The 14091-nt window shown below is 45.9% G+C and carries 16 protein-coding genes; 5 read left to right on the forward strand and 11 right to left on the reverse strand.

Translation table 11 applies throughout. The features are described 5' to 3' along the window. Nucleotides 1-254: 254 nt before the first annotated feature. Complete coding sequence (locus tag FHC49_RS08905) at nt 255-617, reverse strand: DNA breaking-rejoining protein (protein ID WP_185668701.1); 363 nt, start codon at nt 615-617, stop codon at nt 255-257. A gap of 536 nt (nt 618-1153) precedes the next feature. Between FHC49_RS08905 and FHC49_RS08910 the strand changes: the two genes are divergently transcribed. Beyond that, nucleotides 1154-1525, forward strand: a complete 372-nt coding sequence (locus tag FHC49_RS08910; RefSeq protein WP_220439565.1) for a hypothetical protein — start codon at nt 1154-1156, stop codon at nt 1523-1525. Between the two features lie 246 nt (nt 1526-1771). Here FHC49_RS08910 and FHC49_RS08915 read toward each other — a convergent pair whose 3' ends face one another. Both FHC49_RS08915 and FHC49_RS08920 read right to left on the reverse strand, forming a co-directional pair. After that, entirely contained in the window at nt 1772-2410 is a 639-nt protein-coding gene (locus FHC49_RS08915) for a helix-turn-helix transcriptional regulator (RefSeq protein WP_185668652.1), read from the reverse strand. Nucleotides 2411-2451: 41 nt separating this feature from the next. Next, nucleotides 2452-2844 carry a hypothetical protein gene (locus tag FHC49_RS08920; RefSeq protein WP_185668651.1) on the reverse strand — a complete coding sequence of 131 codons (393 nt, stop codon included), beginning with the start codon at nt 2842-2844 and terminating at the stop codon, nt 2452-2454. 677 nt (nt 2845-3521) lie between these two features. On the opposite strand from FHC49_RS08920, the gene FHC49_RS08925 reads away from it, so the two are divergent. Then, a complete protein-coding gene (locus FHC49_RS08925; RefSeq protein WP_185668650.1) occupies nt 3522-3767 on the forward strand; it encodes a hypothetical protein in 246 nt (81 codons plus the stop codon). 138 nt (nt 3768-3905) lie between these two features. Next, the gene (ydfZ, locus tag FHC49_RS08930) at nt 3906-4109 is read left to right on the forward strand and encodes a putative selenium delivery protein YdfZ (RefSeq protein ID WP_220439566.1); all 204 of its coding nucleotides are present in this window, start codon (nt 3906-3908) and stop codon (nt 4107-4109) included. Nucleotides 4110-4175: 66 nt separating this feature from the next. On the opposite strand, the gene FHC49_RS08935 is transcribed toward ydfZ, so the two are convergent. Genes FHC49_RS08935 through FHC49_RS08950 form a run of 4 tightly spaced genes read right to left on the reverse strand, consistent with a single transcriptional unit; the run spans nt 4176 to nt 8521 of the window. After that, entirely contained in the window at nt 4176-5282 is a 1107-nt protein-coding gene (locus FHC49_RS08935) for a DUF4056 domain-containing protein (RefSeq protein ID WP_220439567.1), read from the reverse strand. Continuing rightward, a complete protein-coding gene (locus FHC49_RS08940; RefSeq protein WP_220439568.1) occupies nt 5283-6410 on the reverse strand; it encodes a BamA/TamA family outer membrane protein in 1128 nt (375 codons plus the stop codon). After that, nucleotides 6410-7348 carry a porin family protein gene (locus tag FHC49_RS08945; RefSeq protein ID WP_220439569.1) on the reverse strand — a complete coding sequence of 313 codons (939 nt, stop codon included), beginning with the start codon at nt 7346-7348 and terminating at the stop codon, nt 6410-6412. Before FHC49_RS08945 ends, FHC49_RS08940 begins: the two co-directional genes overlap by 1 nt. A gap of 30 nt (nt 7349-7378) precedes the next feature. Next, the gene (locus tag FHC49_RS08950; RefSeq protein ID WP_220439574.1) at nt 7379-8521 is read right to left on the reverse strand and encodes a BamA/TamA family outer membrane protein; all 1143 of its coding nucleotides are present in this window, start codon (nt 8519-8521) and stop codon (nt 7379-7381) included. A 178-nt stretch (nt 8522-8699) separates the two neighbouring features. Here FHC49_RS08950 and FHC49_RS08955 point away from each other — a divergent pair, with 178 nt between their 5' ends. After that, complete coding sequence (locus tag FHC49_RS08955) at nt 8700-9785, forward strand: membrane-associated sensor domain-containing protein (RefSeq protein ID WP_223883228.1); 1086 nt, start codon at nt 8700-8702, stop codon at nt 9783-9785. Between the two features lie 20 nt (nt 9786-9805). Here FHC49_RS08955 and FHC49_RS08960 read toward each other — a convergent pair whose 3' ends face one another. Continuing rightward, a complete protein-coding gene (locus FHC49_RS08960) occupies nt 9806-10675 on the reverse strand; it encodes a hypothetical protein (protein ID WP_220439570.1) in 870 nt (289 codons plus the stop codon). A 279-nt stretch (nt 10676-10954) separates the two neighbouring features. Between FHC49_RS08960 and FHC49_RS08965 the strand changes: the two genes are divergently transcribed. Beyond that, nucleotides 10955-11272 (forward strand): hypothetical protein, encoded by a 318-nt coding sequence (locus FHC49_RS08965; protein ID WP_220439571.1) that lies wholly within the window; start codon nt 10955-10957, stop codon nt 11270-11272. A gap of 48 nt (nt 11273-11320) precedes the next feature. Here the strand turns inward: FHC49_RS08965 and ompA are convergent, their stop codons facing one another. The 3 genes from ompA to FHC49_RS08980 form a co-directional block, all read right to left on the reverse strand. Next, nucleotides 11321-12367 carry a porin OmpA gene (gene ompA / locus FHC49_RS08970; protein ID WP_220439572.1) on the reverse strand — a complete coding sequence of 349 codons (1047 nt, stop codon included), beginning with the start codon at nt 12365-12367 and terminating at the stop codon, nt 11321-11323. Nucleotides 12368-12537: 170 nt separating this feature from the next. Continuing rightward, nucleotides 12538-13725 (reverse strand): OmpP1/FadL family transporter, encoded by a 1188-nt coding sequence (locus FHC49_RS08975; RefSeq protein WP_220439573.1) that lies wholly within the window; start codon nt 13723-13725, stop codon nt 12538-12540. 267 nt (nt 13726-13992) lie between these two features. Next, nucleotides 13993-14091 (reverse strand): IS1 family transposase (locus FHC49_RS08980; protein WP_000641146.1); only part of this gene is annotated, 99 nt, incomplete at its 5' end.

Consider the following 14091-nt stretch of genomic DNA (forward strand, 5'->3'; position numbering starts at 1 on the left):
CGCTGAATTATCAGACACCGTCTGAATTTGCAGCGGGCTGGAGAAAGGGTCATTCTGAGAATGAAGATTCCGACGTTACTAACTGAGTGTTGTATCTAATCGTGGGGGCAGGTCAAAGCGGATCTGCTGTGCAGGTGTAACCGTGATTTCTGACATCTAATTTCTATGGTTAAAGCCATTAAAAAAGCCACCCGAAGGTGGCCTTTGTGATGACAATAAAAAACCGCCAATAGGCGACTTAACTAAATTGGCATTTAGTTTGTTATCTTTATCGTCAATTTAAAGGCATGAGTCTCGCCAGCATCCTTTGCATTCCCTTTCTGGTAGACACGTATGATGTATTTCCCTGATGATGGCAACTGCCCGGAGAAGGAATCCCCATCACTCATACCGTCGAAAATAACTTTTCCTTTAGGCTCAAAAACCGAAAAGAAGGGGTGCGGCCAGGCGCTCTCCATCTTTACTGTGATTAACTGCCCCTGTTTTGCAGTTAACGTATAATCAACATCTTGGTTGCCTGTAACTTTTCCATTAACCACAGCACCGCTCGCTCCTCTCTGAAACTGAACAGCATGTGTTTCTTCAGCTTTGTAAGCATTATTCGCTAATGCAGACATAGAAAAGCTCAGAAATAAAAACACCCCATATACAATTTTTATTATTAGCTTTCATGTTATTAACATCCATAAATTATATGCATTCCCTTATATCATATGGAGTGCCATTATCAAACCCACCTGCAGATGGGTTTTGGAATGGCTAATGTGAACCGCGTGATGTTTCATCATTTTTAACCGCTTTCAGCGCCATTGCGACGGAAAGCAGAACAGCGCCAATCGGCGTATCACCGTGTAACTAGCCTTGGAGCAGATCAAGAAACTCCGTGCAGAAGCGCGGGTCATTGTCCATTTTCATGGCCTCTCATCTCGCTGCATGGCGGGTGCTGGGTTTGATGGGGATCAGACTCTCGGGCTGATTTAACGACAGCTCAAAGTGAAGATTCTCAGCAGTCTGAAAGGATTAAAGATCAAAAAGCAAACAGGGCAAAGACATGCATTTATTTGTTAAATAAATTGTGAATAATGCCGATAACGGAATGGTGAGGTATCACATCTACGCACACAGAGCTGGGTTAAAAACGAGGAATTTATTAATGCCCAATACATCACAGTTAACCGGAGCAATATTTTTAGCCATATCCTCATTCTCTGTATTCGCAGCAGACAACGTCGAAGGCTGGATTTTTCTTACAGATACAAACGATTCTAATTTTTATGCTAAAAAGCGGTCTTTTACAGAATCAAAAGGGATTCGTTCAATTATTATTCAACAAGTCCCAATATCCAGAGCTTCCCACGCCAATATTTTATATAGCCGGTTCACAATTTCTACTCAGGCATGTAAAAACGAATATGGGAGAATAACTTTATATAATTTAAGCGGAAAAGTCACTAACCAATTTGATTATGTGAAAGGTGGTTCAAGTGCGGCTGCTTATATAGCAGATATAGTTTGCCAAAATTAAAATTGCTGGCATTAAAATCAAACCTGCGCAGTAGCGGGTTTGATTTCGTTCAGGCTCAATACCCTAAGTTTTGCTGATACCGTTTTTTCCGAAAAAGATAATTAGATTAATACAGACTCCAGCATTCCTGGTTAAAAATTTCGACATTACGGCGAGCATAACGAACGACCTTAGTGCAGCGTGTGCAGGCCAGGTACGACGACTCATCAATACACGGCATTTTGCTATATCTCAAGATATATCTGGCTAGGATGCTGCAGAAATGTCGGCCAAACGTGGTCTTCTGTTGGTCCACATCAGCTTGCCGTACCTCAAAAATATAGATTGCATGAAAGCAGCATTTTTATAGCCTAGCTTTCTCAGTATCATCGCTCGGTGCTGATAGATCGTTTTCGGCGCTCTGTCCGTCACAAAAGCAATCTGAGTAATGGAGAAGCCCTTCGCAAGATAGTTTAGGATAAGGGCTTCTGTTGGCGAAAGCGATGTGTAGTATGCAATACCGTCCATCGATAGCTCTGTCGCCGCTGCACGCAAAAAATATGAGAAAGAGTCTCTACTCTCATTAATATTGATGACTCGGTCACCAGTCGCCCAAAGTGGATACACCATTCCCGTATCATGACCTGTCAACCACACGACCCGATCAATACAATTCGAATAAATAAAAGAGGCAAAATCTTTACTTTTTCCTTCTAGAAGGATATTCGCGTCCACAAATATCATTTTCCGTTGATTAAAATCGATGCATTCATCTGTATTGTGGAATACATCAAAGTCTTTAAGAGAAAACTTTATCCCCTGGTAAAACCAATAGTTACTCGTGTACACAACTATTAGATTGTTTTTTGTTCTTCTGAACACTGGGTTTATTTTATTACCCTCCATTAAAGTGTGCTAAAAATTCGGCAGCTTTTCTCTGCTATAGCCTAGCGTTCCTCAACCTTCATTTTTCTTGTAAATTCGACAACTTCACGAACAAACGCAACATCAACGAGATAGCCATTGTTTTCTACTCGAATAAACAGGTCATCTGAAACATTGAACCCGCACAGGATGACTTTCAATTCTCTCATAACTAACCACAGACGTTGACTTGAAGAGCTTAATCCATATTTATCCCAGATATTTTTTAGCAACTCCTGGTCGGTAATGACTTCATCACCAGATTTAAATAATAAATATTCGAGCAAGCGTGCTTTGGTTGTTCTGAGTGGAATGCTCTTCTCACTGCCATCTAAAGAGAACAAGGTTTTATTTTCCACTGAATAATAAAGTCTATTATCAATTCTATAACCAAGAAGTTTTATATTATTATCCACCGCCACCCCGTTTGTTATATGGTTGTTTTCGAGATTACCGAGACACAATAGGAGTTACAATTACATTTTCAAACGAAAAACAATCAATACAAATCACTACAAATCACCACTCTTAAAAGAATTAAATCTGGTAGAATGTGTGTTTTTAGAAAAAAAAGCCAAACACAGCCCGAAGATACCCCTTATTAGGTATCACAAAAAAGACTTAGAATTAGAAATGGAGCATTCGTTTTTTTCAATGAAATTGATCAAAATCAATTTCATTGAAACGCGTGATGCGTGGGATTGTTGATCGTGTGCATTTATTCACCATTAATTCTCATCAGTCTTTTTGGCATTTCGTCTAGTCGTCACCATAACTTCCGCTACCTCAGGCTTTCTATGCTTATCTTTTAATCAATCACGCCATTCAACACTACGCGATAAATGAGTCCGGGCATGATCAACTGAAAACTTAACCAACCGATATATTGTGGCTCGGTTATATCAATCGCGGGCAGAGCATCTTAAGCATTGCATCAAATTAGGTGAACAAACACGTGCCTTTATCCGATTTCCCCGCTCAAACATTTCACTCTCAACGTTGCCTTTCACCAGCCAGATCGTTGCTTTTCACATCTAGGCATCTGCATCACAATAGGCTATCTTACCCGCTCAAACCAAACCAGGGTTCCCCCGTGCGCAGCCATTCCTCATTCAATTTTTTCTCACTTTGCTACATGATGATGACTTATGCGCTCATGTTCATCTGTGTACTGGTCTTCATTGACTTTGCCATCGGTGAATCATCTGAGGATGTCTGGACTGGGCGGATGACCTTACAGGACTATTTTCTTGAACACGCCCTACTCTACCTCAGCATTGCCGGTGCAGGCGCTGCCGCTGGATTCATTATCTGGTTTATCGGTTCCCCAAAATCTTAATCCCCTCTTTGATAATCCAGGTACGTCATACAACAGATAAACCTCTCTTTTGACAAAGCTCAAAACATGGCGCTTTCTATCGCGGTATTAATTCACACCGCAAATGTATCCCGTCTTGAAATGTGAAAGGAGGAGACGATGAAAACCTACGATCGTAACCGTAACGCTATCACTATCGGCAGCCGCGTCATGATTGCTAACAATGGCGCGACGGGCGTTATCCGGTCAATTCATGGTGAAGGTAAAACGGCTGAACAAATTCGCCGTACTGACGCCGTTGAGATTGAGGGTTGCGATGGCGTCTATTGCCCGCTGGATTTGATCCGTCTTGGCTTCAACTGATACGCGATCAGATTGACGCAAACCAGCGTCGACAATATCAGCCTAAGGCCACGATTGTGGCCTTAATTATTTTTGTATCCTCTCAAGAAGCACCTTGTCCGAACGCGCTGCCTTATCGGCCAGTTTTTGAAACTGCTGCGGGCTGTAGAAGGATTTGGGTGGGGGAAGTAACTGCATCGCTTTCCCAGGATAGATTTTCAGCGCCCCCAAATGTGAAAGTTGATACCCTTCAACTACGGCAGGAAACGTCAACATCAGCGGCTGAGCGTTTTCATTGGCAACGGGTGTGGGTAAGCGGTTGATATCCAGGTTGTAGTTTCTTTTTAAGACCAGAAATTTATCGGGCACTCTTCGCTTACTGTTCCACCACTCCCCATCTAACTCGCGAAATTTCTTTTCGGTTTCGGTACGTGTCGCAATATCCAGACTCAGCAGCGCCTCTTTCAGCGCGGATGTCATCGCCGCATTATAGTCATCGACGGTTCCGGCTTTGCCTTGCAGAATCAATACAACCGCAAGGCGCGCGCCGAGCAGATTAGAATAGAGGTCCTCCGGTGAAAAGGCAGAGATCGCCTCTGAAAAGCCGGGAACAGACTGGAATCCGTACCACTGCGCAATTTCATGCCACTGCGCCAATTCAAAGGCTAAACGTCCGGCGAGCCAGGCGGCAAGCGTATAGCGCGCACTCAACTCGGCCGGTGGGGTAAAAGCGTTTAATTGTATGCGCCTGACCCCCAGCTCATTGCTATAAAAATAACGCCAGCGCTGGCCTAACTTGGGGTAGATTTTAGAGAAAAGAAAGAAGGTGTTATCCGCAGTATCGCGAACGTGGGCGATGTCGATAAAACCACCTCGATGGGTATAGACAAGGCCGTTCTCTTCTTTGCTTAACCCGACAATATTTTCAACCGCACCGAAGGCGTTATCGTTGTACCGATGCTCGCCCAGCGCATCCAGCGCGAGCACATTGCCAATCTGATAGAAGGGAATCGGCACGCCAAGCGCACGCACGTGCAGATCGTGCCCAAATGCACAGCACGGGCGTAGCGATTCCGGCGCATTAAGGTGCGCCGCTACGGGGGATACTTGACTGGCCTGCTTTAGCGATAATAAATCGCCGCTTGCCTGAGCGCCCGTCATGGCAATGAGCAGCAACAATAGCCATTTAGCCATTTAAAAAGCCTCTGCGACCTGAAAATAGAACCCTGCGCTCTCTCTGCCAAAGCCAAGATCAAGCCTGATATTCATCGCCGGTTTAACCTCAAAGCGATACCCCACGCCAGCGGTCGGTAGCAGCGGATGGTGGCTTAAATCACCGGCATCATTTCCCAACGCCCCGGCACCCAGCCAAAGTACGTAGCCGTGTCGCCAACTGAGTTTGCGTCGGTACTCCACCTGCCCGCTTACGACATCTTTATCGCGATACCGCCCCTGGTAATAGCCCCGTAATCGTCGGTCATCTCCCGCCATTGAAAGCTTATCCCACGGAACGTCGCCACGCGTAAAACGCCCCCAGAGATCAAAGGCTAATACGGTTTTCTCATTGAGAAGATGGTAATAATCGTACTGAAGTTCTGCCGCCGTGAAATGCGTATCTGAGCCCAATGCCGGATCATAGACGGTATATTCCACCTTAAAGAATTGCCCATGCTCAGGGCGCGTCACCACATCGCGAGAATCATAGTTCACTGCCACCGACGCCCCGGAAGAAAGCGGCGAAACATCCGCATGCCATGTGGAAAAAACGTCTCCTGGATGGGCATTTTCTACGTTCGCCTGCATGGATGAAAAATCCCAGCCGGCGCCTATATAGAGACTATCGGTCACCTCACGCAGCAACACCGGATGCAGACCTACAGAATTATTGGTGTAGCTCTGTTCACCACCCTGGGCGGCATCGTAACCGATCCCCCAAAAGCTGGTGGGTACTTTGGCAATTGAGCCATCAACAAAGAGTCGCCAGCGATCGTCGGTGAAAAAAGTGTAATTGTTGAGGCCAATACCTAACGCCCCGCTCGAACTGACAAACCCGGTGAACGACAGCGATGAGTTTTGTGTCGTGCTATCGGACGGATCAACGCGGTAAATCCCCGCCACGGCCATCCCCAACCCAAGCTTTAATTCGGGCGTATAGAAAGGACCAGGCAACACGCTCCAGTTAATTCCTTTCGCCGGATCGTATTGATTGTCCGCGCCAAGCTTTGTCAGTAGCTCATCCACTGATTTTCTATCGAGAGAAATCGCCCCCGATTGATAGCTTAGCAGCAGAAGTCCCGCCAGAATAAGAGGTCTGGTTATCATCAGAAGCGATATTCGCCAGCGATAAAGAAACTGTTACGTTCTTTAAAGCCAATCTCCGTCAGGAGATTAAAATGAGGTGTAATCTCATACTGGCTCCCCACCAGCACATTCCAGGGTGACGTCAGTCGCTGTTTAACATCAAAGCGCCCCTCACCGTTCTGATTGACCGCATCAATTAATGGCTGTAGCGCAGCGGGCATACTCAGGTCTGAAAGGCTTCCTTTAAACTCCTGTTGAACGTCCTGGTACATGCTTCCTAGCCAGACGCTCAGATGTGATGGTCCTGCAGGGCCCTGGAGATTAAAGCGATACCCGATGCGTGGAGAGACGGTTAATGCCGAAATTTTGCCGTCAAGAATATCGAAGTCCGTCCGCGTATAGTTGGTGTCCACCAGCGCAAACCAGTTTTCATATCCCCCAGCCAGCGTGATGCCGGTACCGAAGGTTGTACCTTTAAAATCCAGTTTAAAATCAATATTCTGAAGATCGCCGCTTTGATAAAGCTGATGCACGGCCCCGGCTATTAATCGGTCAATACCGGTATAGCGCGTGGGATCCGCATCAACCGATACGTTGGAGACGGATGATCCCCGGGAGTGCCCGACTAATCCGTACACATTCAGAAAGGGGAAAACCCACATATCGAGACGCACCGTTTCTGATTTGCTTTTTTCTCGTGTATGCCCAGCATCAATATTAAACATGTCCGTTGGAATAGGATGATTCCCCAGCGCCAGCCCTGAAAAACTGATGCTATCGACATCGATATTCTGGCGCATATTCATATAGTTAATGTTGATACCAAAGGGCAATGGAATGGAATAGCCTCGCGCTCTGGCCTCGTCTCCCCAGATAGGAAAGGTACGGTCATCACCCTCAGCCGCTGTTACCGCGCCTGATATCAACAGCAATGGCAAAACAGTATGCTTCCATCTCATTATTGAGCGCCCACCTTTCCTGCAGCTCGCTTATAACCCTGAGCCTACGTTGAAATAAACCGCCTGTTCGTTATCGCTAAACGCGATATTGACTCCGGTACGTAACCCATATTCACGGGCAATCAAATAGCGAAACCCTGTACCCCAAGCGACCTCTGCGGTGTGAAACAAATCAGATGAGGTATCTGCAGCGCTTCCGGCACCAATAAAGCCCTGAATAATCCAGCGCGGCGTAGCCTGCCAGGCCAGCTGTGTTTGTACCGTAGCTACATCATTTCCCTGGTAGCGATAACGGGAGATCCCTCGTAGCGCGATATAGGGCCGTGCCATCGGCGGCAGGTGGTTATCCTGATGGGAAAGGCTTTGATAATTTCCGGCGAGGGCCAGCGTCCAGGTAGGATTCAGCGGCAGGAACGTCTTGCCGTCCAGGGTCAGCAAATCGTATTGATAATCTCCGCCTAGCGCACCGCCATATAACTGGTATTCCCCCGAAAGAGAGACGCCGCGACTGGGCCAAAAGAGATTATCCGTGGTGTCATACTCCGCGACGATACCGAAAGCCGAGGAGGTACTGCTCTCCCCCAACACACGCTTCCAGATGCTGTCGATAACGGGATTATTTTTGGCGGAGATATCCATTTTTGCCCAGAACTGCGAGGCGCCGAGGAACACAGGCGTATCACCAAGGCGAAAGAGCAGCTTTTGCATACCGCCGTAGCCTTTGGTTTCGGTGTTTATCGCCTTGTTGCGACCAAAGCCAATCACATCACCGGTATAAATATCCAGATTAATATCCGCATCCCCCCCCGCCACCAGATAACGAATATGGTCGTCCTGCCAGGTATGGCGATGTCCGCCCCCCACAAACCAGGTTCCATTTTGGGTTCCCCCACCGCCAAAAGCGCTGATCGGCGGAGGAACAAAGCGTTCACCCTCACGTTTACCTTTGCCATGTAAAAAAAGGCCAAATAACCCACCGCCGTATCCCACGGCGGGCTCCGTAATCACGACGGGAACAGGTAAAAAACCATATTGGTTATCCTGCAGGTAGCGGCTCATATCCAGCATGCCATCTTCAGGATCAAACAGGCCGTTAGCTTGCGCTTTCCAGCATAGCAATGGCAGCAGCAGGATTAACCACCGCAATGGCCACGCACATTCTCCAGCCCGCATTCTGATCATGGCTATCACCCAGATACATATATTTTTATTATTGCGCGTAAGGCTTAAACACCGTAGGTTCATTTGAGCTTAGTCCAGTCTTAAACGAATTCAAGACGTTGCAACATAGGTGTTTAGACTATAATTTTAGACTGGAGTTAAACATTGCGAGCCATAGACAATGAAGGTAATGACCGACAGTAAGAAAATTTTAGATATCGTTAACTCATGGGGCTACATCTGGTTTCTTAGTCTTAATGTGATTTTTTGTCTATGGACGCTGGCCAGCAATGTCTCTCACTCACCTCACTACCTCAATAGTTCCATAATCAACAAATTGTGTTTTGTTATCATCATCATTTCATTGTTAGGGTTTTATTTGAGAAGGCATGTCAAAAAGAAATTTCAGCCATTAACGTTATCCCTTCTGGTGCTAGTTTTAGGTTTGTTATGGGGCGGAATGTTTTACTTTATGATTCAAAATTACAATACGCCAGCAACCTCCCTCGCCTTGCTCATCACCCTTTTATTACCGGCAACCATTTCATTCTATATATCAGGAAGGATATTAACTCTTTTTTGCGCCCCCATTGTATTTTCGATGATCTTTAGTGAATTGACTTCTTTTGAAAAATTTAATCTGCTGCAGGTCTCTGGGACAATCATTATTTTCGCAGTGGTAATAAGTGCCCGATATATTCTTCTGGAATGGTATGTTCGCACACAGAACAGCGAATTCGCCAAAAGTATGCTGATTAAAAAACTTACGCGACTGGCTCATCGCGATTCGCTGACGGGTTTGCTGAACAAAGGCAGCCTAAACACGCACTTCGAAGAGAATGTCCAGCTACTGAGAAAACCGGGAGAGAGGCTATTTATGATTATTATGGATATCGATTTTTTCAAGCAGTATAACGATATCTACGGCCATGTCGCGGGTGATGAATGCCTGGTGAAGACCGCAAAATGCCTATCCCAGTCGCTACGAAAATCAACGGATACCGCGTTCCGCTTTGGCGGTGAAGAATTTATCGTGCTCAGCCGCTGCAGCCACATTCAGGAAGCCGTTATGATTGCTGAAAGAATTCGCCAGACTATCAGTGATGCAAAGATTCCGCATCAGGGATCCCAACACTCTGCCTGGCTTAGCGCCAGTTTCGGCGTTGCCCAATGGAAATCAGGTAGCTCACTGGATAAACTGGCTGAAGATGCCGATAAAGAACTCTATAAAGCCAAACAAGCTGGGCGAAACCAGGTGTCATTCGCCAGGGCTTAGCGAGGTTTCCCCACCTGGGTTTAGAGCAATTTAAACAAGAGGCGAATCGGCCTCAGTTGGGTCAGATGCAGCCAAAGATTATGCAGGTTAACGATACCAGCCTGCGCCAAAATGGCCAGGGTAATCATCAGCGTTGAGGCCGTGATAATCAGCATTAAGCGATTAATGTTCTTCTGAATTCTGAGTTGCTGTTTATCCCTTCTTTCGTCCGACTCCCACGCGACAATCGTAGAAATCGCCTGGCCTTGAATAAGGTATTTGCCCTCTTCAAGTTTGACATCGCCTGTAATCACCAGCGATTGCAGCAGTAGCAAAATCTTACGTCTAAAATCTTCATTCTTTATATGGTGATACCAAAGCGTACCATACAGTAAATCAATCACTTCATTACCGGTCACTCCGGTATGCGTCTTTTCAGGCGATTGGCGTACATACTCGCTCACCAGTACTTTCAGCAGCGTGATACGATCAAGCCCGGTCATTTCCCTGTTCTGCGGCAACTGAACGAACAGTTTGTTTTTAGTGCGAATAATCAGATTCTTCAGATAGGCGATCCGCGTAAAATAGTTAATCGCAAAAAGAACAATAGAGTCGAACCTAAGCGGACCATGCTTTTTCCAATGAATGATTTCAACATTCATTTTCTCAATATCGCTAACCGCGATATTCAATCTTGCAACGTATGCATGTTGCTCAGCATTCCATTTCTCAAGGACTACACTTTTACCAATCAGCTTGACCAGCTGATATTTTTCTTGTTTTACATCTGAAAAATAAACGCCGTAGTAATTGTAGACCCTATCGTCCTTACAGTCTTTGGACGTAAACCTGGGAAGAAAATAACCCCACAGTTTGGTTTTAATTTTTGACACTAATAAATCGATAAACATAGTTATTCTCTGCAGCACTCATATCATAGCGATGATTGAATTGGTCAAAAATCGAACCACTCCGCACATGCAGCGTTAAGCAGTAAATAATTTAATTCTAAACTTCCTTAAACAGCACATGAAGTTTATTTATAAATAATAATAATCATCATATATAGACATGATTATGATATTAAGTTGGGTTCTATACATAAAGAGGAAAAGGTGATGAGAACCCTTCATACACTCATACTGTCGGGGACGTTAACCCCGTGTGAAGAAGTTTCACGAAAGATACTGATGAAAATTGAAATGCTGCAGGTGCCAATAATAAAATGCGAAGCAGAAGACACATCGCAGAACCAAAGTAACATGGGTTATCTTCACCACAGAAACAAATACACTATCAAGCAGATTCAGGATTACCTAAAGAAAGAGTTTCTTAATAACATTGATATTGAGGCAATTTTTGATTCTGAAAGCACAACATACAAAGTATACAGTTTGTTATCCAAATTAGATAAAATTCAGCTGATTAACGGTTACTATCTGCAAGAAGCTAATATGAGCGGATTACAACATCTTAGCAGCGCATTGAATTCACTGTTATGTGATTAAAAAAAGCCCTTCTTATCCGAAGATAAGAAGGGCTTTTTTGGTGCTGAATTACTGCTTGTCAGTTATCTCGACCACCACATGGCGGTCTGGCGCCAGGCAGTTAATCAGTTGCTGACCAGACTGTCCATCACAGCTCGCACCGGTCACTGAATCACTGACACCATGACCTTCGGCGGTAATGTTGCCCGCAGGCATCCCCAAAGCGACTAACTCATCGGCAACGGCCTGAGCACGCTGGGCGGAAAGTTGCTGGTTATAATTGGCAGCACCGGTCCGGTCGCTATAGCCAATAACCACCGTCGTTTTATCGTTCGCTGGCTGCATTCCTGGGTTGTGATAAAGCTGGGCAATAGCCGCTTTGCCTTCAGCCGTTAATGCCGCAGAATCATAGCCAAACATCACATCGGATTTTAAGTTAAAACGCTGTGGCTGCGGAGCGGCAACAACGGCAGCGGCTGGCGCAGCGACAACCGCTGCATCATCTTGCTGACCAAAACGGTACGAGAGGCCCGCCGTGACAGAGTGGACATCGCTTGATACGCCAATCTGGTTTTCATTACCCACATTGCTCACCCACTGATATTCCAGACGGCCAGCCCAGTTCTTATTAAAGGCATATTCCGTACCGACAGCGACGACAGGACGCACACCGGTATCAAAGCGATTGTGGCCTTTAATATCAGACTCGGCGCGATAGCCCATTGCCCCTGCGCGACCATACAGATCCCAGCTATCCGTCAGTCCATAACTGGCTTTTAATGACAGTTGCAGACCCTGGCTTTTCATCTGAGAACCCGATGCACCGTTTCGGCCATTAAACTGCATATTACCCAAATAATCATAGCCACCTTCAACGGCCAGCCAGGGGGTAATCTGGTAGCCCGTAAATACGCCGCCGCCCACATTATCGCTATTCTTGCCCACATCGCCGAACTTATTTCCATCAGCATTGGTTTGCTGGTTGGTGCTGGTATCCGAATAGTGCGACCAGCCAAATTTACCGCCGGTATACCAGGTTCCTGCGTCCGCAGCTGCGAAAGCCGTGGAGGCAGTCAGTGCATTTGCAATAATGAGTGTAATAAGCGCCTTTTTCATAATCATCCTATTATAGCGTTGCCATTAGTCAGTGAGTTACCTAAGAAGTGGCGCTACAATAGTTTTTTTAGCGTGTGCTGATAATCGATAACTTGTTTATTTCTGGATAAACCGAATGTCCCGAATTCTGGACGCCATCACGGCAACGGTAAGTGAAGCGATTATTCTGCTTAAAATTGGTAGCTATAATTGACGCTCGCAAACCATAGCCACGGGTGGTTGTATTCGCCACCAAATGCCGCTGATTTAACCTGTGAAGACTGCATATGCAGGTATTCCACCGCCACCCCGATATTGCTGGCAGGGGTAATCTGATATTGCGCTCCGGTGGCAAAACGCCACTCGTCACCGGTCGGTAGGGAAAGCGCGACATCGCTTTGTGATTTGTACGGCGTACTGTCAAATGCCACCCCAGCATTAACACGCCACTGTTCATCCGGGCGATACTGAACACCCAATGCCGTATGCCACGTATCCTTCAGTCGGTTGGTTTTATCACTGGATTGTCCGTTAACTGAAATCTGCGGACTACCAAACTGGCTCCAGTCTTGCCAGCCAAGGTCGCCCATCACCGACCACTGCTTATTCATGTCGTGGACAAGACTCATCATTATCTGCTGTGGTGCGCGAACCTGAGCAGCAATCGGCAGGTTATACTCGACGTTTGGCACGTTAGGAAAACGGGCTTTACCATCGATATTAAAGTGATAGTCCGTTTTGCTCGTCCAGGTAATACCGGCTCGTGTTTGATCGGTTAAATCCATCAACAGGCCCAGGCGGTAATTCATCGCCCAATCATGGTCGTTTTGTTTATCATCATTGCCATCAACGTTTCGCGTCAGTGAAAGCACACCGTAGTTCAGTCCGGTTGCTGCCCCAACAGAAACCTTATCACTTAATTTCCAGGCAATACCGGGGCTGAGCGTCATCGCTACCATGGTACTTTTTTTAATCAGACGATCCCCAGCCCAATTACCAAAATCAATCCCGAGCCCATAGTTGCCGTACAAACCCAGGCCAGCTGAAACCGTGTCGCTTAAACGTTGGGTATAAAACATGCTGGCGTTGGGAAAAAGCTTCATAATATTGCCCGGGCTTTGGCGCCCCGCCGTTTCATCATCCAGAGTGTAGGGAATATTTCCCCCCATTGCCTGCAGTCCGCCGGTGACCATGTGATCCGGTAAACGCGTCATACCTGCGGGGTTAGTCAATAGTGTTGACGCATCCTGAGCACGTGCCGCCTGCCCCGCGCCTGCTAATGCAGTATCTTCCGTGCCAATTTCATAAAAATAGAGTGCACTTGCATGACTGTACGTTGTAAAAAAAAGACCAGTGATAATAATCGTTTTTTTATTCATTTGGTTACCTTGCAACAGAAAGCGTGGATTATCTTTGGTTCTAAAAGAACCTGAATCACGTCATTTAAAGCGTAGAAGTATCGCCGCGCTAAGACAAAATAATTATTATTAAACCTAAACCGTATCATAGCGATAGCGAATGAACGCTGTCTTCGTTTGTTTTATCCAGTATTAAATATTGAGAGCCGCGTTATATATTTTAACTATAATTTGTTTAATAAAAACAACAGTAAAAGATAAGATGATAATGAGGGTAATGACTCCAACTTATTGATAGTGTTTTATGTTCAGATAATGCCCGATGACTTTGTCATGCAGCTCCACCGATTTTGAGAACGACAGCGACTTCCGTCCCAGCCGTGCCAG

It is taken from the genome of Kluyvera sp. EC_51 (assembly GCF_019584505.1).
Classification (GTDB): Bacteria; Pseudomonadota; Gammaproteobacteria; order Enterobacterales; family Enterobacteriaceae; genus Kluyvera; species Kluyvera sichuanensis.